Raw genomic sequence first — 19,588 nt, forward strand, 5'->3', positions numbered from 1 at the left:
CGTCGAGTGGGACGGTGAGCGGTGAAGCTCGGGCAGATGGACCTCAACCTCCTCGTGGTCCTCGATGCCCTCCTGCGCGAGAAGAACGTGACCCGGGCCGCGGAACGCCTGCACATGTCCCAGCCGGCCATCAGCACCGCCCTGGCGCGCCTCCGCAAGACCCTCGATGACCCCTTGCTGGTGAAGAACGGGCGTTACCTGCAGCTCTCCCCGCGAGCCGAGACGCTCGTCGATCCGGTGCGCGACATCATCGCCCGGATCGAGCAGACGGTGATGCGGCCGACGGACTTCGACCCGGCCTCCGACACGCGCGCCTTCTCGGTCATCAGCAGCGACTACGTCGGTGTGGTCCTCCTCCGCCCTCTCCTCGGTGCCATCGGCGACCTCGCGCCCCGCCTCCGGCTGGACCTCACCCCGGTCGCCGAGGACTTCCGCACCGCGCTGCGTCGCGACGAGATCGACCTCGCCGTGCTCCCCGATCCGCTGCTGGACGAGCAGACCCGGGCCATCTGCTCAGCGATGCCGGTGATCTCCGACCGGTTCGTGGGCGCCGTGTGGACCGGTCACCCCGCCGCCGCGACCGGCGGGTTGACCGCGGAGGTGTTCTCGTCCTCGCCCTATCTCCTGTACTCGGCGAACGGGAACCGTGGTGTGTGGGAGGACGAGCTCGACGACCAGCGCATCGTGCGCAACGTGGAGGCCACGGCCAGCACGTTCACCACGATGCCGTTCATGCTGGCGGGCACGCGACTCGTCACCGTCCTGCCCGAGCGACTGGCCCGCCGCGTCGCCGGCGCCGCGGACATCACCGTGCTCGAGCCCGCGGTCGACCTACCGCCGCTGCGGCAGTCCGCGGTGTGGCACTCCCGCCGTGACGACGACCCCGGCCACCGGTGGTTGCGCGACCAGCTCGCCGGTGTGGCCGCCTCGCTGCGCGGCACGGCCTGAACCGTCTGTGACCCCGATCATGCACGGGGTGGATCGCAGGGATCGCGACGACGCATTTCCGGGCGGGACCGCGGCTCCCTAGCGTTGGTGACGTCGCCGCACGAGGCCGGATCACCAGGCCGGGCGCGACGCCCTTTCCCCCGCGGACAGAGGAGTCCCGCCATGCCTGCTGTCGGCACTGCGCTCGTCGTCGGTGGCGGAGCCGCCGGCGCGGCGACCGCCATCCTGCTGGCCGACGCCGGTGTCGCGGTCGACCTGGTGGAGGTCCAGCCCGAGGTCTCCGCGCTCGGCTCCGGGATCACGTTGCAGGGCAACGCCCTGCGCGTCCTCCGTCGTCTCGGCGTGCTCGAGCAGTGTGCGTCGCTGGGGTACGAGTGCTCCGGGCTGCTGGTCCGTGCTGCCGACCCCGTCGCCACGGTTCTCGCGCAGCTCCCGGATCTCCGGTTCGGCGGACCCGATCTGCCCGGGACGATGGGGATGTACCGACCCGACCTGGCGCGAGTCCTCATGGCCCGCGCCGACGAGGTCGGCGTGACCACCCGCTTCGCCACCACGGTGAACGCCCTCGAGCAGGACCCCGACGGGGTGGACGTCCGCTTCTCCGACGGCACGCAGCGCCGCTACGACCTCGTCGTCGGGGCCGACGGCGTCCGGTCCGCGACGCGGCGCCTGCTCGACGTCCCGCTGGACACCCGCGCACTCGGGATGGGCGCCTGGCGGATGGTCGCTCCCCGACCCGAGGAGGTCACCACGGCCCAGCTCTTCTTCGGCGGCCCGTGCTACATCGCCGGCATCACCCCGACCGGCCCGGACACCGCGTACTGGTTCCTCGTCGAGGACGCCCAGGACCGGACCGCCCAGTCCCCGGCCGAACAGCTCGACGCCTTCCGCGAACTGTCCCGCGCCTACCACGGCCCGTGGGACGAGGTCCGCGACCGGTTCGACGATCCGACCCGGCTGAACTACACCTGGTTCGAGACCCACCTGCTCGACGCGCCCTGGCACCGCGGGCGCGTGGTCCTCGTCGGGGACGCCGTCCACGTCTGCCCGCCGACCATCGCCCAGGGCGCCGCGGCCGCCCTCGAGGACGCCGAGGTCCTCGGGGACCTCGTCGCCACCGGCGACACACTCGACGACGCCCTGACGGCCTTCACCGCCCGCCGGTACGACCGCGTCCGCACCGTCGTCGAGGCCTCCCTGCAGATGGCCCAGTGGAACCTCGACCACGTCCAGGGCGACGTCCCCGGCCTCACCCGCCGCATCGCCGAGCTCGTCGCCGTCCCGGCGTGAGCACTCCCGAGGAGACACCGATGTCCTCTCCCGATTCCGCACGCCGCGGACGGGTCGCCGTCCTCGGCGGCGGCCCCGCAGGGATGGCCACCGCCCTGTCGGTCCACCAGGCCGGCCACGACGTGGTGATCTTCGAGCGCTACCGCGAGGCCCGACCGGCGGGCAACGTGCTCAACCTCTGGCCACCGCCGCTCAAGGCCCTGCGCCTGCTCGGGGTCGACACCGACGACCTCGGCGCCCCGTGCCGCTCCCAGTTCCGCAACAGCCGGGGCCGCGTCCGCGCCGACGTCAAGAGCGACCCCGAGATCGAGGCGCAGTACGGCATCGGCGGCGGCTTCATCGGGCTGCCGCGCCCCGAGCTCTACGAGCGGATGCTCGCCGCCCTGCCCCCCGGCGTGCTCCACACCAATCAAGCCGTCGAGCGCATCGAACAGGACGACCCGGCCAGGGACGACGCGGGGGTCACCCTGCACTTCGCTGACGGCACGACCCACGAGACGGACGTCCTCGTCGGCGCCGACGGCATCGACTCACTGGTCCGTCGCACCCTGTGGGGCGACACCCCCAAGCGCGAGCACCGGCTCCACGTCATCGCCGGCTTCACCTTCGTCGACGATGTCGCCACCGAGCCCAACACCTGCGTCATCGGCCACGGCCGTGAGGTCCAGGGCAGCTGGACCTCGATCCGCTACCAGGGCCGCGCCGGGCACCAGTGGTGGGTGCTCGAGGCCACCGACCCCGACGCACCGGCGCCGGCCGACCTCCTGGCCCGCGCCAGGGAGCTCGGCCGGGAGTTCGTCGACCCGCTGCCGTCGCTCATCGAGCACACCGAGCCCGCCAACGTGCAGCGCTGGGTGCTCCGGGACCGCGGCTACCTCGATCGCTGGTCGCAGGGGCGCGCCACGCTGGTCGGAGACGCCGCCCACGCCACCTCTCCCTACGCCGCCTACGGCGCCGGCATGGCCATCGAGGACGGCTACTTCGTCGGCCGCGCCCTGCGCGGCGTCGACCTCACCGACACCGAAGCCGTCGCGCGCGCCCTGGCCGCCTACGAGGACCCGCGCCGGGACCACACGAAGTTCCAGGTCCGCATGGCGTACATGAACGGCCAGATGTTTCACCACACCCCGCGCGTCCTGCAGCCACTGCGCGACCTCGTGTTCGACCACACGCCCTTCCTGCAGAAGGTCGTCGGCGACACCAACCCCGCCGAGATCAACAAGCAGCTCGCCCTCATCACCGACTGACCCCTCCGACCCGAGGAGCACCCCATGACCGAGGTCCTGGTCTCCCAGCTCGCCCACGTCCAGATCTTCAGCCCCCGCCCCGCCGAGACCGTCGAGTGGTTCCGGAACGTCCTCGACCTCGAGCAGTCCGGCCAGGAAGGCCAGAGCGCCTACCTGCGCGGCTGGGCCGAGTGGTTCCAGCACTCCGTCGAGGTCACCGAAGGCCCCGAGCCCGGCCTCGGCCACATCGGCTGGCGCGCCCAGGGCCCCGGCGACCCCGACACCGTCGCCCGCAACCTCCCCGAGGGAGAGTGGTCCGACGGCGGCTTCGGCTACGGCAAGACCTACCGGTTCCGCGGTCCGGGCGGTCACCTCAACGAGCTGTTCTGGGAGGTCGAGCGCTACCAGGCGCCGCCGGAGCTGGCCACCGACCAGCCCGACCGCCCCCAGGCCCTCAAACCCCGCGGCATCGCCGCCCGCTACATCGACCACGTCACCATCGGCACCGACGACCTGGCCCGCGACGTCGCGTTCTACAAGGAGGCGCTCAAGCTGCGCCACACCGCGACGATCGAGGCCGAGCCGGGCTTCAAGGTGTTCGCCACCCTGACCTCCCACGTCACCCACGAGATGGGCCTCGTCCCCGACTTCTCGGGCATTCGCGGGCGGGTCAACCACCTCGCCTTCGGTCTCGACCAGCGCTCCGACGTCCACACCGCCGCGCAGGTCCTCATGGGCCACGACACCCCCATCGAGTTCGGCCCGGGCATCCACGGCATCGACGAGATCACCTACCTCTACGCCCGCGAGCCCGGCGGCATGCGCATCGAGATCAACGCCGGCGGGTGGCGCAACTACATGCCCGACTGGGAGGCCCCGAACTGGACCCCCGCCCAGGGCGGCACCAACATCTACCGCACCCACGGCATGCCCGACTCGATGATGGAGAGCTTCCCCCGTACCCAGGAGGCCGCCGAGCAGATGCACGCCACGGGCATGTTCAAGTGAGTCCTGCTCCCACGGTGGACGTGCACGCCCACCTCGCCGTCCCCGCGGTGAACGCCCTCATCGCCGACCAGCCCGGACTGCGCCGGCAGCAACAGATCGACGCCGCCGCGCTCGGCCCCGCGTCGTCGGCGCTGAACCAGGCGCAGATCGCTGAGATCGGGCCGCTGCTCACCGACCTCGACCTGCGGCTGGCCACGATGGACCGGGCCGGGGTGGACATCCAGGCCGTCTCCCCGATGCCGCTGCCCCACGCGTGGGCCGACCGGGCGCTTGCCGCGAGGATCGTGGCCGCGACCAACGACGGCGTCGTGGCCTTCTGCGACCGGGCCCCGTCTCGGCTGGTGCCGATCGGGGCCGTGTCACTGCAACACCCGGACCTGGCCACGACCCAGCTCGTCACCGCGATCCGCGAGCTCGGCATGCGTGGGGTCCAGATCTCGACCGCTGCGGGGGCGGACGTCGAGCTGGACCACCCGTCGCTGGCCGAGTTCTGGGCCACGGCCGAGGAGCTGGGAGCGGCGATCCTCATCCACCCGTGGGGCTGCTCACTGGGCTCCCGCCTCGGCGACTACTACCTGTTCAACACCGTCGGCAACCCCACCGAGACTGCACTCGCCCTGTCGCGGCTGGTGTTCTCCGGGCTGCTCGAGCGGCACCCCCGGCTGCGGGTGTGGTCCGCCCACGGCGGGGGCTACCTGCCCAGCTACGTCGTGCGCGCCGACCACGCCTGGCACGCCCGCAGCGACGCCCGGACCACCGAGCTCCCGCCCAGCGCTCTGCTCCGGCGGACCTTCGTCGACTCGCTGGTCTACACCCCTGAGCAGCTCCGGCACCTGATCTCGGTGATGGGCGCAGGCCAGGTGACCCTCGGCAGCGATTACCCCTTCGACATGGGTGTCGAGGACCCCCTCGACCGGCTGCTCGCCGCCGATCTCGACCCCGAGACCATCACCGCCATCCGCGGTGGCAACGCCGAACGTCTGCTCGGCCCGCTGCCCGCGGTGCTCACCTGAGGAGGACCCGTGCGACTCGCCACGGTCGGGTACGAGGGCGCTGTCCGCGCCGGCGTGGTCCGAGACGGCCCCGCGGGCGAGCCCGCGGTGCACCTGCTGCCGCCCGGCACCACGGTCATCGGGCTGCTGGCCGAGGGACGAGCCGCGCAGGACCAGGCCGACCGGGCCGCGGCCGCCGCGCCGGCCGTGCCGCTCGCGCAGGTGCGGCTGCTGCCGCCGCTCGCTCCGCCGACGGTGCGGGACTTCGTGGCCTTCGAGGAGCACGTCGAGGGCGTGCGGAAGTCGGTGTCCGACGAGGCCGGCGTACCCGACGCCTGGTACGACGCGCCGACGTTCTACTTCACCAACCCCTACGCGGTGATCGGCGCCCACGACGACGTCCCGGTCCCGCCCGGCTCGCGCGTGCTCGACTTCGAGCTCGAGGTCGCCGCCGTCATCGGCCGCGAGGGCAGCGACCTGGGCCCCGAGCAGGCCCGCGACCACATCGCCGGCTACACGATCTTCAACGACTGGTCCGCGCGCGACCTGCAGTCGCGCGAGATGCAGGTCGGCCTCGGTCCCGCGAAGGGCAAGGACACCGCGACGACGCTCGGGCCGTGGATCGTCACCGCCGACGAGCTCGAGCCCTACCGCGACCCCGACGGCTTCCTCGCCCTCGCCCTGCGCGCCGAGGTCAACGGCGCCGTGGTCGGCGAGGACCTGCTGTCGAACATGGGCTGGCGCTTCGAGGACCTCGCCGCCTACGCCTCCCGCGGCACCGCCGTGCGCCCCGGCGACGTGCTCGGCTCGGGGACCTGCGGCAACGGCGGCTGCCTCGGCGAGCTCTGGGGCCGCGGTGTCTCCCGCGACGAGCTCTCACCCCTGGCCGTCGGCGACGTCGTCACCCTGACCGTCGAGGGCATCGGCACCGTCGCCAACCGCGTCGTCGCCGGCGCCGACCCGGTCCCGATCCCCCGCGCCCGCCGGCGTCCCCGGTCGCGACCCGCGACCGCTGTCCTGTCCCCCCGGAGGAACCCGTGAGCAAGCCGCTGGTCGACCCCGATCCCAGCCACGCCCCGGTGGCGGCCCACCTGCATGAGGTCGCCGACGGCGTCTTCGCCTACGTCCAGCCCGACGGCAGCTGGATGATCAACAACACCGGGTTCCTCGCCGCCCGCGACGGCGTCAGCGCCATCGACGCCTGCTCCACCGAACGACGCACCCGCGCGTTCCTGGACACCATCTCCGGTGTCACCGCCGCGCCGCTGCGCACCCTGGTCAACACCCACCACCACCCCGACCACACCGCCGGCAACGGACTCTTCTCCGGTGCGGCGATCGTCGCCCACGAGCAGGCCCGCCCCGAGATGCGCGCCCTCGGGCTGCCGCACAACTCCGGGGTGTGGACCGATGTCGACTACGGCGACCTGGAGCTCGCCCTGCCCTTCCTCACCTTCGCCGACCGCATGACGCTGTGGGCCGACGACCTGCGCTGCGAGCTGCGCTACGCCGGCGGACCGGCCCACACCACCAACGATGTCGTCGTCTGGATCCCCGAACAGTCGGTGCTCTTCGCCGGCGACCTGCTCTTCCACGGCGGCACCCCGTTCCTGCTCTCCGGCTCGGTGCTCGGCGCGATCGACGTCCTCGAGAACTTCCTGCGGCCCCTCGGCGCGGAGACCATCGTTCCGGGCCACGGCCCGGTCGGTGGGCCGGAGATGATCGACGACGTCCTGGGCTACCTGCGCTTCGTCCGCGACCTCGCCCGCGAGGGTCACGCGGCGGGCGCGACACCCCTGGAGCTCGCGCGGGGCGCCGACCTCGGCGCGTTCGCGGACTGGACCGACACCGAGCGCATCGTCGGGAACCTGCACCGTGCCTATGCCGACCTGGCAGTGCCGTCGGCCGAGCGCGGCGGGCCGATCGACTTCACCGGCGCGCTGGGCGACATGGTCACCTACAACGGCGGCCGCCCACTGACCTGTCTGGCCTGATGCCGCGCCGGACCAGCAGACCCACATCCGTCGACCACCACCTCGTCGCAGGCGCGGCCGCTGGACGATGAACTGAACGCCCGCCTTGATGACGTGACCAAGCGCGCTCCGATCCATCACCCCGTGCGAGCAGGGCGACGCGTTGCGGCCCGACAACGCCCGGGACAAGGTCGGCACCGCATCCGTGGGGTGTGCGGTGCTGAGATGATCACGACGAGTGATTCGCCCATCTCGACAGACCGTTATGACCCCGGCGCGGTCAGATGAAGATCAGGCCGATGGGATGCGCGCCGTCGACTACCGGCCCTGCGTCGATGAGCAAGAAGCGCTCGAGGCGTTCGATCCACTCGGGAGGCCGACCGGTCCGGCAGCTACCCACGAGCACGTTCGCAAGCGACCACGACGATCCTCAGGGCGTGCCCGTGACGGTGGGCGGCGCACGTCCTTGTCTGTGACACTGGGTCATGGCCGAGGTGAGTTGGGACGAGCTCCGGGTCGAGGTCCAGGGGCGTCCGGTCTTCGTCCGCAGGGGTCCGCGGGTTCCCGGCTCGGTCCCGATCGTCCACGTGCACGGCTTCGCGGTCTCCGGCAGCTACCTGCTCCCCACCGCCGCGGCGCTCGCACACCGTGCGACGACGTTGGTCCCCGATCTGCCGGGCTATGGACAGAGCGCGGCCCGGGATCACGTTCTGGGACTCCCGTCGCTGGCACGGGCGCTCCTCGAGGTTCTCGACGCGCTCGATCTCGAGCGCGTGGTCTTGGTCGGCAACTCCATGGGCGGGCCGGTGTGCCTGGAGGTCGCACATGGCGCACGCGACCGCGTGGCTGGGGTCGTGCTCGCCTCGCCCGCGGGCGGGATGCACAACCAGCCGCTCCCCCGGGCACTCGTGCAACTCGCGCGCGACGTGTGGCGCGAGAGCCCGCGCATGGCTCCCGTGGTGCTCCCCGACTATCTGCACTTCGGCCCTGTCAACGCCCTGCAGCTGTTCGGCGAGCTCGTGCGATTTCCCTCGCTCGAGCGCGTCCTGCGGACGCCCGTGCCCACGCTCGCCGTGATCGGCACCCGTGACCCGCTCATGCCGCCTCGGTGGCGGGTACAGGAGCTCGGCCGCCTGGCGCCGCCTGACCTGACGATCGCGGTGATCGAGGGCGCGGCGCACGCGATGAACTTCAGCCACCCCCGCGAGCTCGCCCACGTGATCGGCTCCTGGCTCGATGGCCGAGAGATCGCCGATGACCCGGAGGAGCCAGGCCTCGCACAGGTCCTCGAGATCCGACGTGGAGACGGGTGAACCCTGAGCTGCCGGAGCATTCCTCCCCGATGAACGGCCCGGCATAGCCGCGGACACCGGCCTGCGGTCCGGACGATCTGCTCGGTCTGGAGGTCCGCGCCGACCATCCAGGGCGGGTCCTGTGCAGCGCGGCGGACGGAGGCGCGCTCCGCGTCGTCGGGCCCGGCGGCCGGGATGGTTGCGGGTGTCGTCATCGGTCGGGATGTGCTGTGTACTACGCCCCCGCAACGCGGTCGCGATCGTCCGTGCGGATGCGTAGGAACGGCGCGCAGTTCGTGCAGTCGGGCCATGGGCACTGTGGGTGATCTTCGACCGGTCCCGCCGAGGCGGACGCGTGACATATGGGTTTCGGCGTCTCCCGGCTCGATTCGGCCCTCGGGCAGCGGGTCACGTTCGACTCTCAGCCCCCGGAGCCACCGGCTCGCCACTCGTTCAGATCACGAGATCAACTCCTGCAGGTCGGCGCATGGGATGCCAGAGGGCAGCAGGTTCCGTCTCTGTCGATAGTCTCTGACCATGCTCCTGCTCGGAATCATCTTGTTCGGGATGCTCGTCGGTGCCGCTGCGCAGCTCATTGTCGGCCGATCGGCCCGGGGTGTTGAGTGGGGGAGCGCCCTCGTCGCAGGAATTCTCGGGTCGTTCCTCGGTGGTCTTCTCGCCAGTCTGATCGCCGGTGATGGTCTGGCCTTCCGTCTCAGCGGGATCATCGGTTCGTTGGTCGGTGCGATCATCGTGGTGCTCGTGCTGCAAGGGTGGCGTGGGCGCAAGGTGGTCTCGCGTCGTTCACCGTCGGGCTGACGGGCGAATTCGCCGTTCGCGAGCTCCTGAACGCGCGACCCGAGCGCGGCCTGCGCATCATGCAGACCTGGACGGAACACGAGGGCGAGCACGTGCGTCGAGCCGGGCCAGGAGTGCCATGGCGGCGTCGAACTCCCGCGTCGACGCGGCGTCGAGTGCTCGTCGAGCGATGAACTCCGTCGTGGGCCAGATCATCCACCCGTCGAAACGCGGCTCGTCCAGCACGTCGAGCACCACGCGCTCGGCGGCGGGGAACCCGGCCGGGACGTCGCTGAGCAGAGCATCGCGGACGATGTCCACCCGCTCTCGGAGGCGGACACCCCGTACGGCACCTTCCGCCCGGACCAGCGCGGGGAAATCGCCGGTGGGCGCGACCGCCTCCAACGCAGCCCGCAGCCGTGCGACGACGACCGGGCTGATCAGTTCGCCATGGCGCCCACGGCGACTCCTCTCCGGGTGGTGGACGTGCAGTGGCAGCCGCCTAGATCGCCGGGACGGTCCCGCCGTCGATCACGTACTCGGCACCGACGATCGCCGACGCCTGGTCGGACACCAGGAAGCTCGCGAGATCGGCGATCTCCTCCGTGCTCGCGAAACGGCCGAGAGGCACTCCGCCCAGGGAGTCGAGGATTCTCTCCTTCGCCCCGTCCCGGCTCAGGCCGTTCCCTTCCGCGATCCGGTCCACGAATCTCTCGTAGGCCTCGGTCTCGATCCCACCGGGACTGATCGCGTTGACCCGCACACCGTGCGGCGCGAGCTCGTTGGCCAGGCCCTTGCTGTACGTGCGCAACGCGGCTTTCGCGGATGCGTACGCGAGAGACGCGTCGTACTGCGGCATCTGCCGCTGGATGGACGTGAAGTGGAGCACGACGCCGTGCCCGGACCGGATCATCGACGGCAGCAGCGCGCGATCGAGACGCACGGCGCCGAGGAAGTTGAGGTTCAGCTCGATCATCCACTGCTCGTCCGTGATCTCCACGAACCCTCCGGACGGCGTCGAGGCACCTCCGACGACGTGCACCAGGCTGTCGACACCGCCGGCCTCCTCGACCCGCGACGCGACGAGCGCCGTGCCCTCGACGGTCGAGGTGTCGGCCGCGATGAAGCGGTCCGGGAACTCGTACCCGTCGGGCATCGTCCGGGCCGTGACGTACACGTCGGCGCCGAGCTCGCGGAGCCGTTCGGCCACGGCTCGGCCCGATCCCTTCGACCCGCCGGTGACGAGCGCTCGACGCCCGTCCAGGCGCCCGCGATCCGTACTCCCCATCTCTCTCCTTCGTTCTCGACCGGCGGACGCCACGTGACCGGGCGGCATCGTCACAGCGCGATGACGAGCTCTGCGATGGCGTCGCCGTCCATCACGAAGCGGTAGCGGAGGTCGACGACGCCACCGGGGAAGTCGCCCTCCAGGTGCTTGGTGGCGACCCAGTGGGCGTCGCCGCCGCGCTGCGCGCCGACGAGGGTGCTGGTGTACGTGAACTCGGATCCCGCCTTCGCCAGGAAGGCGCGGATCTCCTCGGTCCCGCGGTAGGTCACGCCGTCGTCGACGACGACGGCGGTGGGCGTGAAGGCGCGCAGCGCGGTGTCCGTGTCGCGGGCGTCGTGCGCGGCGAGGTAGCCGCGGATCGTGGCCGGGAGCTGGTCGGGCTGGATGTCGGTCGGTGCGGTCATGACCCCACGGTGCGATCTCCCGGACCGGGAGGGTCAAGCGCTGGACCCTCCCCCGGGGGGAGCGTGCACGGTGGGGGCGTGCTGACGATCGGTGAGTTCTCGCGGCTGAGCCATCTGAGTGTGCGGACGCTGCGCCGATACCACGATGCGGGTCTGCTCGAGCCTGCGTCCGTGGACGACGCGACCGGATACCGCCACTACGGCGTCGACCAGATCCCGACCGCCCAGGTCATCCACCGGTTGCGGGAGCTCGACGTCCCCCTGTCCGACGTCCAGCGCATCGTCCGCTCCGGCGACCCGGAGATCCGCGCCACGCTGGTCGCGGACCACCTGCGGCGGCTCGAGTCCGAGCTGGAGCGCACGCGCGGCGCGGTGGCGTCGCTGCGCCGGCTGCTGGAGCCGGAGCCACCACCGCTGGACGTCGAGCTGCGCGCGGTCCCGGCGACGACGGTGGCCGCGGTCGAGGACGACGTGGCGTACGACGAGGTACTCGCCTGGTACGCCGGCGCCATCGCCGAGCTGGACGCGGTGGTCCACGACCCGACCGGCGTCCCGGGAGGGCTGTACGACAACGCGCTGTTCGAGGACGGCCGCGGGCACGCACTCCTGTACCGGCCGACGGCGCACCCGCCGCGCAGCGGCCGGGTGCACCCGGTGACCCTGCCCGCCGTCGAGCTCGCCGTCACCACCCACGTCGGCGAGCACGGCGACATCGAGGTCACCTACGGCGAACTGGGCACCTGGGTGGTGGGCAACGCACTCGCGGTGGCCGGCCCGGTGCGGGAGACCTACGTGGTCGGCCCCCGCGACACGGCCGACCCGTCGGCCTGGCGGACCGAGATCGGCTGGCCGGTCTTCCGCGTGGGCCCGCGTTGACGGTGCCCGCGGCTCCCTGACGTCGTGCGGCTGGGCCACCCCGCCGACCTCGGGCCTCGCTCGCGCAGCTCGCGGCTCAGGAGCCCCCGGCGAGAAGGGCCTTGTGTCGCCCGACCGCCCGGATGGTGCCGTCGGCATCTGCGGCGGCGATGGCGCTGACCAGGCCGCGTGGACCTCGAACCGCGTCTCGAGGTGGGCGCGTTCGTCGGCGGCCGTCTCGGCGTCGGCCCGACTCGGCCGGCAACTCGCTCGCGCGCATCCGAAGCGCCTGAATCTCACCGAGATCGGGGCTTGGCCGTCCGCGGCGGCTGGTAGGTCGGCGGCCCGTCCGAACTCAACGCCGCGCGCACCGTGTTCGCACCGCCGTGGTGCTCCCACTCTCGCGCACCTGGAGCCCCGGGTGTGGGGGCCGCTGTGGGTTCTCCCGTCCCGATGCCAGCCGGAGGGTGGCGTGGTGAGGACACCGCCCAGGTGCGCGGGGCCCCGAGCGCGGAGGAACGTGGATGATCATCGATCAACGGGCGAGGAACGACCACGGCGCCCGCACCAGGACGGGCGTCCCGGGCCCACAGGCCGCGCGTCGGGGGCTTTCCTCGGTCCCACACCTCTTGACCACCGAGCCCACGGCCCGGGACGAGTTCGACGCCGCGTCGCCTCCGGCGGGGGACGACACCGCGCGGAAGGCGATCCGTCGAACCGCGGCCGCACTCACCGCCCTCGGGGACGGTGCGCGTCCCGACACCGGTTCGTTCCTCGACGACTTCCCCTCCCTCGGTGTGCCGACGTCGTCCGGAACATCGTCGTGACGGCCCCGAGAGATCACGACCACCAGGTCGAGACGGAGGGTCTCGGCGTTCAGAAGCTGCACGCCGACCTCGCGGCGTGCCGCCGGGCGCTCGGACCCGATCACCCCGACTCCCTGCGGCTCTCCGACGCCCTCGCTCATGCCCTCGAGCAAGCCGAACGCCTGGCCGAGGCGGTGGTCGGGTTCGAGGTGACGCTCGGGGCCCGTCGACGTGTCCTCGGCGACGACCACCCGGACACCCTGCGCTCGGCCGACGATCTCGTCCGCTGCTACGCGAGTGTGGGACGGGACGCCGAGGCTGAAGCGTTGTCCCGCTCTACCCTCGGTGTCCGCAGCCGACGTCCGCTCGCCGACGAGGACGCTCGCACCGATGACCGGACGTGAAGTCTGGAGACGATCGGGGCGTTCCTGCCGGTGGCCGTGTGCTGCCCCTGGTCGCTCCTGGTCGTCATGGTGCCGCGGGCAGGACACCCCGCAGTGACCAGACCGAGGACCTGCGGGCCGACGACGACGCCACCGACACCAATGGGGTCAGGGGTCCACCGCCGAGGGCCCGAACAGCTCGCGGTAGGCGCCGTACCCCTCGGCATCGAGGTCGTCGACGGGGACGAAGCGCAGGGCAGCCGAGTTGATGCAGTAGCGCAGGCCACCGCCGTCGACGGGACCGTCGGAGAACACGTGACCGAGATGGCTGTCCCCCTCCGCGGACCGCACCTCGACGCGCACCATTCCGTGGCTGTTGTCGGCCCGTTCCACGACGTTGCCCGGAGCGACCGGCACCGTGAAGCTGGGCCACCCCGTGTGACTGTCGTACTTGTGGACCGAGGCGAACAGCGCTTCACCCGACACGACGTCGACGTAGAGCCCTGCCTCGTGGTGGTCCCAGAACTCGCTCCGGTACGGCGGGCCGGTGGCGTCCTGCTGGGTGACGCGGTACTGCTCGGGAGTCAAGCGCGACAAGGCGTCGGACATGGTGGCCGCTCCTCTCACTCTGGGCACGCCAGCAACCTTCGCGGCCCCACGGGAACCGGAACACCCACAGCGATCCCCACACGTGCGTCGTGGAGCTCGCGCTCCTCGATCTGTGACCGCCGCGGTGCTGTGTCGTCCCGGAGTGCCGTCCGAGAGTCCACGTAGTCTCGACTGGTGACCGAGGCGCGAGCGGTGACCGACGCCGCCGCGCCCGAGCCGATGCTCGCCGGGTCGCGGCTGCTCGCCACCAAGCTGTGCGCTCCGGTGCGGCGCGACCTGATCCACCGGCGACGGCTCGTCGAGCAGCTGTCCGGAGCGACCGAGCACGTCCTGACGGTGCTGAGCGCCGCGGCCGGGTGGGGCAAGACCTCGCTGGTGAGCGACTGGAGTCGATCCGCAGAGGGCCCGGGCACGGTGGGGTGGCTGTCGCTCGACCCGCAGGACGATGACCCACTGCGCTTCTGGACCTACGCCGTGGCGGCGTTGCGGGCGGTGGTCCCCGGTCTCGGGGAGCACGCGTTCCAGACCCTCGCCTCCGCCGGGCCCGCCCTCACCGAGGCGGTGCTGCCGCCGCTGATCAACGAGCTGGCGGCCGTGTCCCGGCCGGTCGTCCTCATCCTCGACGACTACCACGTGATCACCAATCCGGTCGTCCACCGGTCCGTGGACTACCTGCTGCGCCGGGCTCCCCCGAACCTGCACCTCCTCGTCGCAGGCCGCACCGATCCTCCCCTGGCGACGGCGCGGCTGCGTGCGGCCGGCGACCTGCTCGAGCTCCGCGCCGCGCAGCTGGCGTTCACCGACAGCGAGGCCGCCCAGCTGCTCGACGGACTGGAGCTCGGCCTCGGCGACCAGGACACGCACCGGCTCAGCGTCCGTACCGAGGGCTGGCCCGCCGGGCTCTACCTCGCGGGCCTCTCGATGCGGCACCACACCGATCCGCGCGCCTTCGTCGAGGCCTTCACCGGCAACGACCGCTACGTGCTCGACTACCTCGGCGCCGAAGTCCTCGCCGCTCACACCGACGACGAGCGGTGGTTCCTGGCCCGCACCTCGATCCTCGCCCGCCTGAACGCCGAGCTGTGCGACGCGGTCACCGGTCGCGCCGACAGCGCCGCCCTGCTGGCGCGGATCGAACGCACCAACGGCTTCGTGGTGACACTCGACGACCACCAGCAGTGGTTCCGCTACCACCGACTACTCCAGGAAGTCCTCCGCCAGGAGCTCACACTCCGCGAACCCGAGCTGGTGCCCCGGCTGCACCACCGCGCCGCGACATGGTTCCGCGACGCCGGTGCCGTGCCCGAGGCCATTGAGCACTCCCTCGCCGCCGGCGACCTCGATCAGGCGGAGGAACTGGTCCTCCGGCACTGGTCGCCCTACTTCAACGTCGGTCTGCTGGCGACCGTGGATCGGTGGCTCGAGGCGTTGCCGACCGAGCGGCTCGCGGCGAGCACCAGCCTGTGCGTGGCGCGGGTCTGGATCCTGCTCGACCGGGGGCAGCTCGACGCCGCCGAGGAATGGGTCTCGCGAGCGGAACGGGCGACGGCCGACTCCGCCGACGCGCGTGACGCTGCCCTCGTCGGAGCGGTCCTCCGCTTCAAGAGCGGCGACGTGGCCGCCGGTCACGCGGCCGCACGGCGCGTCCTCGAGGTCGGGGCGGACGGATCGGGCTTCGCCGGTTCCGTCGCCCGCTGTGTGCTGGGCCTGACCTTCTTCTGGCAGGGCGATCTGGGCGCCGCGATCCGCGTCCTCACCGAGGCCGTCAGGCTCGCCCGCATCTCCGGCGTCCAACTCGCGGTGGTCTACGCACTGGGCTATCTCGCTCTGGCGCACCTCCACGCCAACTCGCTCCCCGAAGCTCGACGTGTGGCGGACGCGGCGCTCGAACAGGCCCTCGAGCCGGCGGTCGCCGAACACTTCGTCACCGCGCTGGCGCACGCGGCGCACGCCGCGACCCTCGCCGCCGCCGGCGAGCCCGGGGCTGCCGCACCGTCCGCCGCGCGGGCGGTCGAGCTGGCGGGCCGCGGCGCCGGTCGGGTCGAGCTCGGGTTCGTCCTGGCGACCCGGGCGCGCATCGAGATCGCCGGTGGACAGGACGCGACGGCGTCACTCGCCGCCGCCCGCGAGATCGTGCGCGCCTGCCGGGATCCCGGGTGGCTCCCGGAGTGGCTGGCCGGACTGCAGCGCTCCGCGCGGGTGGGCAGCTCCGGGCAGCAGACCCGCACCTCGGGCGACGCGTCGGCCGGACTGACCGACAGGGAGGCCGAGATTCTCCGGCTGCTGGCGGGCACGCTGTCGCTGCGGGAGATCGGAGCGGCGCTGCACGTCTCGCTGAACACGGTCAAGACCCACGGTCGGGGCCTGTACCGCAAGCTGGGCGTCTCGTCCCGCGCCGAGGCCGTCCGGCGTGCCCGCGAGCTCGGACTGGTCTGTGACGCTCCCGCGGCGGGCGGGTGAATGCCGAGGCCGCTGTCCGTTTCACCCGGGTGACGGTGGCGCGGGAGGCTGACCCCGTCGCGCTCCCACAGCAGTCTCGTCGTCGTGTTCCCGGGACCGACGAGCTTCGCGATCCTCCTACGGCGTCATCGGCTCGCGCGGTCGCTGACCCAGGAACAGCTGGCCGAGCGAGCCCATGTCACGGCGAAGGCGGTGGGTGCGCTGGAGCGCGGCGAGCGGCGGCGGCCCTATCCGCACACGGTGCGCTCGTTGGCCCGCGCGCTGGACCTGGGCGACGGCGAGCGCGCCGAGTTGGAGAAGGCGGTCCCGTTCCGTGTCGCCCCTCGCGGGGAGGTGATCCCGCCCCGGAGCGGACCGAACCAGGACCGCGACCTCCCGACTCCCATCGGCCCGGTCCCGGGGCGCGACGACGAGGTCGACCTGGTCAGCGACCTTCTGCGCGCCGGGGAGCGGCGGCTGATCACGCTCGTCGGGACCGGAGACGTCGGGAGGACCGCCCTCGCCCTCGTGGCCGCGGCCGCGACGCGGTCCGAGTTCCCCGGCGGGGTCGTGATGGTGGAGCTCGCCGGCGTCTCTCGGGGGGACGACGTCGTCCCGAAGATCCGGGCCGCGCTCGGCCTCCCCGGGGCAGCGTTCGACGGGACCCTTGCGGCGCCGGCGACGTACCTCTCGGGGCGCCGGACGCTCCTGGTGCTGGACACCGTGGAACACGTCCTGTGCTGCGGCCCCGAGATCGCCGGTCTCGTCGTCTCCAGCCCGGACCTGGTGGTGGTGTGCACCAGCCGCGCACCGCTGAGCGTCCGGGTGGAGCACCAGGTGCAGGTCCGGGTCGTTCCACTGACGCCGGAGACCGCGATCGAGCTGTATCGGGACCGCGTCGCCGCTGCCGGGCGCGCCCTCGAGGAGGACGACCGGACGCAGCAGGCGGTGGCCGCCCTGTGCGCGAGGACGGACGGGCTGCCGCACGCCGTCTAGAGCCCGCGTCCGCCACAACGCGGTAGGGGACGACGCCCGAGCGGGCAGGTCGCGGTGGACGCGACGGCCGCGGACGGGCGTCCCTCGAACTGTGGGGGCCAGTGTGGGTGGGTCGGAGCCCCGCGAGCGATGAAGAGTTCTCTGTGCACCCGCCGTCCGGAGAGAGGGACAGCACGATGGAGGTCCCCGCGACCCGCGGCTTCACCGGGCGTCGGCAACCGGCGGAGACGGAGGCCCGTGTTCCGCCCGGCCAACACGTCGTCGCCGACTTCCCCGTGCTGACCGCGGGCGCGACTCCCCGGGTCCTCCCCGAGACGTGGACGCTGACGCTCTCGGGAGAGATCGACGAGCCCGTGACGTGGACCTGGGGGGAGTTCCTGGAGCTCCCGGACGAGGACGTCACCTGCGACATCCATTGCGTGACGTCGTGGTCGAAGCTCGGCACCGGGTGGCGAGGCGTCGCGATCGACACCCTGCTCGAGGGCGTCGACACCGCGGCCGAGTACGTCCTCGCCCACTGCGACGGGGGCTACACCACGAACCTCCCGCTCGAGGATCTCACCGACGGGCGATCGTGGATCGTCCACGAGTACGAGGGCTCTCCGCTGAGCACCGATCACGGCGGCCCTGCGCGGCTGCTCGTGCCGCACCTGTACTTCTGGAAGTCCGCGAAGTGGATCCGTGGCCTGCAGCTGATCGCCGAGGACCAGCCCGGCTTCTGGGAGTCCAACGGCTACCACGACTACGGCGACCCGTGGCTCGAGCAGCGCTACCAGGGCGATTGAGGATGACACGCCGGCCGCCGCGTGCCCGCGGCACCCAGACCTCCGTCGAGACCGGCGTCGCCGCGTCGAGCCCGAGGGGTCGCTGGATCGTCGCAGCGGCGGTCCTGGGTTCGGGGATCGCCTTCCTCGACGGGTCGGTGGTCAACGTCGCGCTGCCCGCGATCGGACGGGAGCTCGGCGGCGGGTTCTCGACCCTGCAGTGGATCCTCGACGGTTACCTCCTCACCCTCAGCGCCCTGCTGCTGCTCGGCGGCGCCCTGGGGGACCGGTACGGACGCCGCGCGGTCTTCTTGCTCGGGCTGGTCGTCTTCACCGTCGCGTCGGTCGGCTGTGGGCTCGCCCCGACCGGTCCGGTGCTGATCGCGGCGCGGCTTCTCCAGGGCCTCGGTGGCGCCCTGCTGATCCCCGGCAGCCTCGCGCTGCTCAACGCGGCCATCCGCCCGGAGGACCGGGGCCGAGCGATCGGGACCTGGGCCGGGTGGAGCGGCGTCGCGTCGGCGCTGGGCCCGTTCGTCGGGGGCTGGCTGGTCGACGCCGCGTCGTGGCGATGGATCTTCCTCATCAACGTGCCCCTGGCGGCGGTCGCCCTCTGGATCACGCGGCGCCACGTGCCCGAGACCCGCGATCCCACCGCAGGCCGTACCGACGTCCTCGGCGCCGCCACGATCACCGCCGGCCTCGCCGGCGTCATCGTCGTGCTGATCGAGGTGCCGGTCCGCGGTTGGTCCCCGCTGTTCGTGGCGTGCCTGGGGGTCGGGATCGCGGCACTGCTCGCGTTCCCGGTCGTCGAGCGGCGGGCCCCGCAACCCCTGATACCCCTCCAGCTCTTCCGCTCCGCGCGGTTCAGCGGCGCCAACATCGTGACGCTGCTGGTCTATGGCGCTCTGGGCGGCGTCTTCTTCCTGCTCGCGTTGCAGCTGCAGCAGTCCATGGGCTACTCCGCGCTGAGCGCCGGGCTCGCCCTCCTGCCCTTCACGGTGATCATGCTCCTGCTCTCCGGCCCGATCGGGGCGCTCACCTCGCGCACCGGACCCCGCGCCGCTCTGATCGCCGGGCCGCTCGTGACCGGCCTCGGCGTCGGCCTGCTCGTGCTCGCCCGGCCGGGAGCGACCTATCTGACGGGCGTGCTGCCCGGCGTCGCGCTGTTCGGACTGGGCATGGCGGTGACGGTCGCCCCCCTGACCACGACGGTGCTGGCCGCGGTCGGCGAGGCGCAGGTCGGGGCCGCGTCAGGGGCGAACAACGCCGTCTCCCGGGTCGCCGGGCTCCTCGCGGTGGCGGTGCTGCCCCTGCTGACCGGCCTCGACACCGCGGGCTCCGGCCCGCTGGGACCCGGCTACGCCATGGCCATGCTCATCAGCGCCGCCCTGTGCGTGCTCGCCGCGGGCGTCGCCGCGATCACTGTGCGAGGCGCGGCGAGACCTGAATCCGCGCCCCTCCGGATCCATCCCGGACTCGAACAGGCTTGCGCCCCGCAGGCTGCGGCCACCTGAGGA

General features: G+C 72.3%; 19 protein-coding genes. 15 read left to right on the top strand and 4 right to left on the bottom strand.

What is annotated here, in order from left to right:
- The first annotated feature begins 36 nt into the window (after window positions 1–36).
- The 9 genes from PH191_RS20895 to PH191_RS20935 all read left to right on the top strand — a co-directional run bounded on the left by PH191_RS20895 (window position 37) and on the right by PH191_RS20935 (window position 9,548).
- Window positions 37–948 (top strand): LysR family transcriptional regulator, encoded by a 912-nt coding sequence (locus PH191_RS20895; protein WP_274196558.1) that lies wholly within the window; start codon window positions 37–39, stop codon window positions 946–948.
- 162 nt (window positions 949–1,110) lie between these two features.
- A complete protein-coding gene (locus PH191_RS20900) occupies window positions 1,111–2,238 on the top strand; it encodes an FAD-dependent monooxygenase (protein ID WP_274196559.1) in 1,128 nt (375 codons plus the stop codon).
- Between the two features lie 20 nt (window positions 2,239–2,258).
- Window positions 2,259–3,485 carry an FAD-dependent oxidoreductase gene (locus PH191_RS20905; protein WP_274196560.1) on the top strand — a complete coding sequence of 409 codons (1,227 nt, stop codon included), beginning with the start codon at window positions 2,259–2,261 and terminating at the stop codon, window positions 3,483–3,485.
- Window positions 3,486–3,509: 24 nt separating this feature from the next.
- Window positions 3,510–4,472 (top strand): VOC family protein, encoded by a 963-nt coding sequence (locus PH191_RS20910; RefSeq protein WP_274196561.1) that lies wholly within the window; start codon window positions 3,510–3,512, stop codon window positions 4,470–4,472.
- Window positions 4,469–5,485 carry an amidohydrolase family protein gene (locus PH191_RS20915; protein ID WP_274196562.1) on the top strand — a complete coding sequence of 339 codons (1,017 nt, stop codon included), beginning with the start codon at window positions 4,469–4,471 and terminating at the stop codon, window positions 5,483–5,485. Before PH191_RS20910 ends, PH191_RS20915 begins: the two co-directional genes overlap by 4 nt.
- Window positions 5,486–5,494: 9 nt before the next feature.
- Window positions 5,495–6,505, top strand: a complete 1,011-nt coding sequence (locus PH191_RS20920; protein WP_274196563.1) for a fumarylacetoacetate hydrolase family protein — start codon at window positions 5,495–5,497, stop codon at window positions 6,503–6,505.
- A complete protein-coding gene (locus PH191_RS20925) occupies window positions 6,502–7,458 on the top strand; it encodes an MBL fold metallo-hydrolase (RefSeq protein ID WP_274196564.1) in 957 nt (318 codons plus the stop codon). Before PH191_RS20920 ends, PH191_RS20925 begins: the two co-directional genes overlap by 4 nt.
- A gap of 566 nt (window positions 7,459–8,024) precedes the next feature.
- A complete protein-coding gene (locus PH191_RS20930; protein WP_274196565.1) occupies window positions 8,025–8,750 on the top strand; it encodes an alpha/beta fold hydrolase in 726 nt (241 codons plus the stop codon).
- A 516-nt stretch (window positions 8,751–9,266) separates the two neighbouring features.
- Complete coding sequence (locus tag PH191_RS20935) at window positions 9,267–9,548, top strand: GlsB/YeaQ/YmgE family stress response membrane protein (RefSeq protein ID WP_274196566.1); 282 nt, start codon at window positions 9,267–9,269, stop codon at window positions 9,546–9,548.
- A gap of 57 nt (window positions 9,549–9,605) precedes the next feature.
- Here PH191_RS20935 and PH191_RS20940 read toward each other — a convergent pair whose 3' ends face one another.
- The 3 genes from PH191_RS20940 to PH191_RS20950 all read right to left on the bottom strand — a co-directional run bounded on the left by PH191_RS20940 (window position 9,606) and on the right by PH191_RS20950 (window position 11,219).
- A complete protein-coding gene (locus tag PH191_RS20940) occupies window positions 9,606–9,848 on the bottom strand; it encodes a hypothetical protein (protein ID WP_274196567.1) in 243 nt (80 codons plus the stop codon).
- Between the two features lie 181 nt (window positions 9,849–10,029).
- Window positions 10,030–10,863: an SDR family oxidoreductase gene (locus PH191_RS20945; RefSeq protein ID WP_337994087.1), complete on the bottom strand. Its 834-nt coding sequence runs from the start codon at window positions 10,861–10,863 to the stop codon at window positions 10,030–10,032.
- A 2-nt stretch (window positions 10,864–10,865) separates the two neighbouring features.
- Window positions 10,866–11,219: a nuclear transport factor 2 family protein gene (locus PH191_RS20950; RefSeq protein WP_274196569.1), complete on the bottom strand. Its 354-nt coding sequence runs from the start codon at window positions 11,217–11,219 to the stop codon at window positions 10,866–10,868.
- A gap of 78 nt (window positions 11,220–11,297) precedes the next feature.
- On the opposite strand from PH191_RS20950, the gene PH191_RS20955 reads away from it, so the two are divergent.
- The gene (locus PH191_RS20955) at window positions 11,298–12,095 is read left to right on the top strand and encodes a MerR family transcriptional regulator (protein ID WP_274196570.1); all 798 of its coding nucleotides are present in this window, start codon (window positions 11,298–11,300) and stop codon (window positions 12,093–12,095) included.
- A gap of 802 nt (window positions 12,096–12,897) precedes the next feature.
- Entirely contained in the window at window positions 12,898–13,284 is a 387-nt protein-coding gene (locus PH191_RS20960) for a tetratricopeptide repeat protein (protein ID WP_274196571.1), read from the top strand.
- Window positions 13,285–13,431: 147 nt separating this feature from the next.
- Here PH191_RS20960 and msrB read toward each other — a convergent pair whose 3' ends face one another.
- Window positions 13,432–13,872: a peptide-methionine (R)-S-oxide reductase MsrB gene (msrB, locus tag PH191_RS20965; RefSeq protein ID WP_274196572.1), complete on the bottom strand. Its 441-nt coding sequence runs from the start codon at window positions 13,870–13,872 to the stop codon at window positions 13,432–13,434.
- 174 nt (window positions 13,873–14,046) lie between these two features.
- Here msrB and PH191_RS20970 point away from each other — a divergent pair, with 174 nt between their 5' ends.
- From PH191_RS20970 to PH191_RS20985, 4 genes are all read left to right on the top strand, one after another.
- The gene (locus PH191_RS20970; protein WP_274196573.1) at window positions 14,047–16,332 is read left to right on the top strand and encodes a winged helix-turn-helix domain-containing protein; all 2,286 of its coding nucleotides are present in this window, start codon (window positions 14,047–14,049) and stop codon (window positions 16,330–16,332) included.
- An 84-nt stretch (window positions 16,333–16,416) separates the two neighbouring features.
- Window positions 16,417–17,307, top strand: coding sequence for a helix-turn-helix domain-containing protein (locus tag PH191_RS20975; protein WP_274196574.1), 891 nt, complete (start codon window positions 16,417–16,419; stop codon window positions 17,305–17,307).
- Window positions 17,308–17,483: 176 nt separating this feature from the next.
- Complete coding sequence (locus PH191_RS20980) at window positions 17,484–18,092, top strand: sulfite oxidase-like oxidoreductase (RefSeq protein ID WP_274196575.1); 609 nt, start codon at window positions 17,484–17,486, stop codon at window positions 18,090–18,092.
- A gap of 2 nt (window positions 18,093–18,094) precedes the next feature.
- Window positions 18,095–19,585, top strand: a complete 1,491-nt coding sequence (locus PH191_RS20985) for an MFS transporter (RefSeq protein WP_274196576.1) — start codon at window positions 18,095–18,097, stop codon at window positions 19,583–19,585.
- Window positions 19,586–19,588 lie beyond the last annotated feature (3 nt).

Origin of the sequence: Actinomycetospora callitridis, from assembly GCF_028737265.1 — a bacterium.
GTDB lineage: Bacteria > Actinomycetota > Actinomycetes > Mycobacteriales > Pseudonocardiaceae > Actinomycetospora > Actinomycetospora callitridis.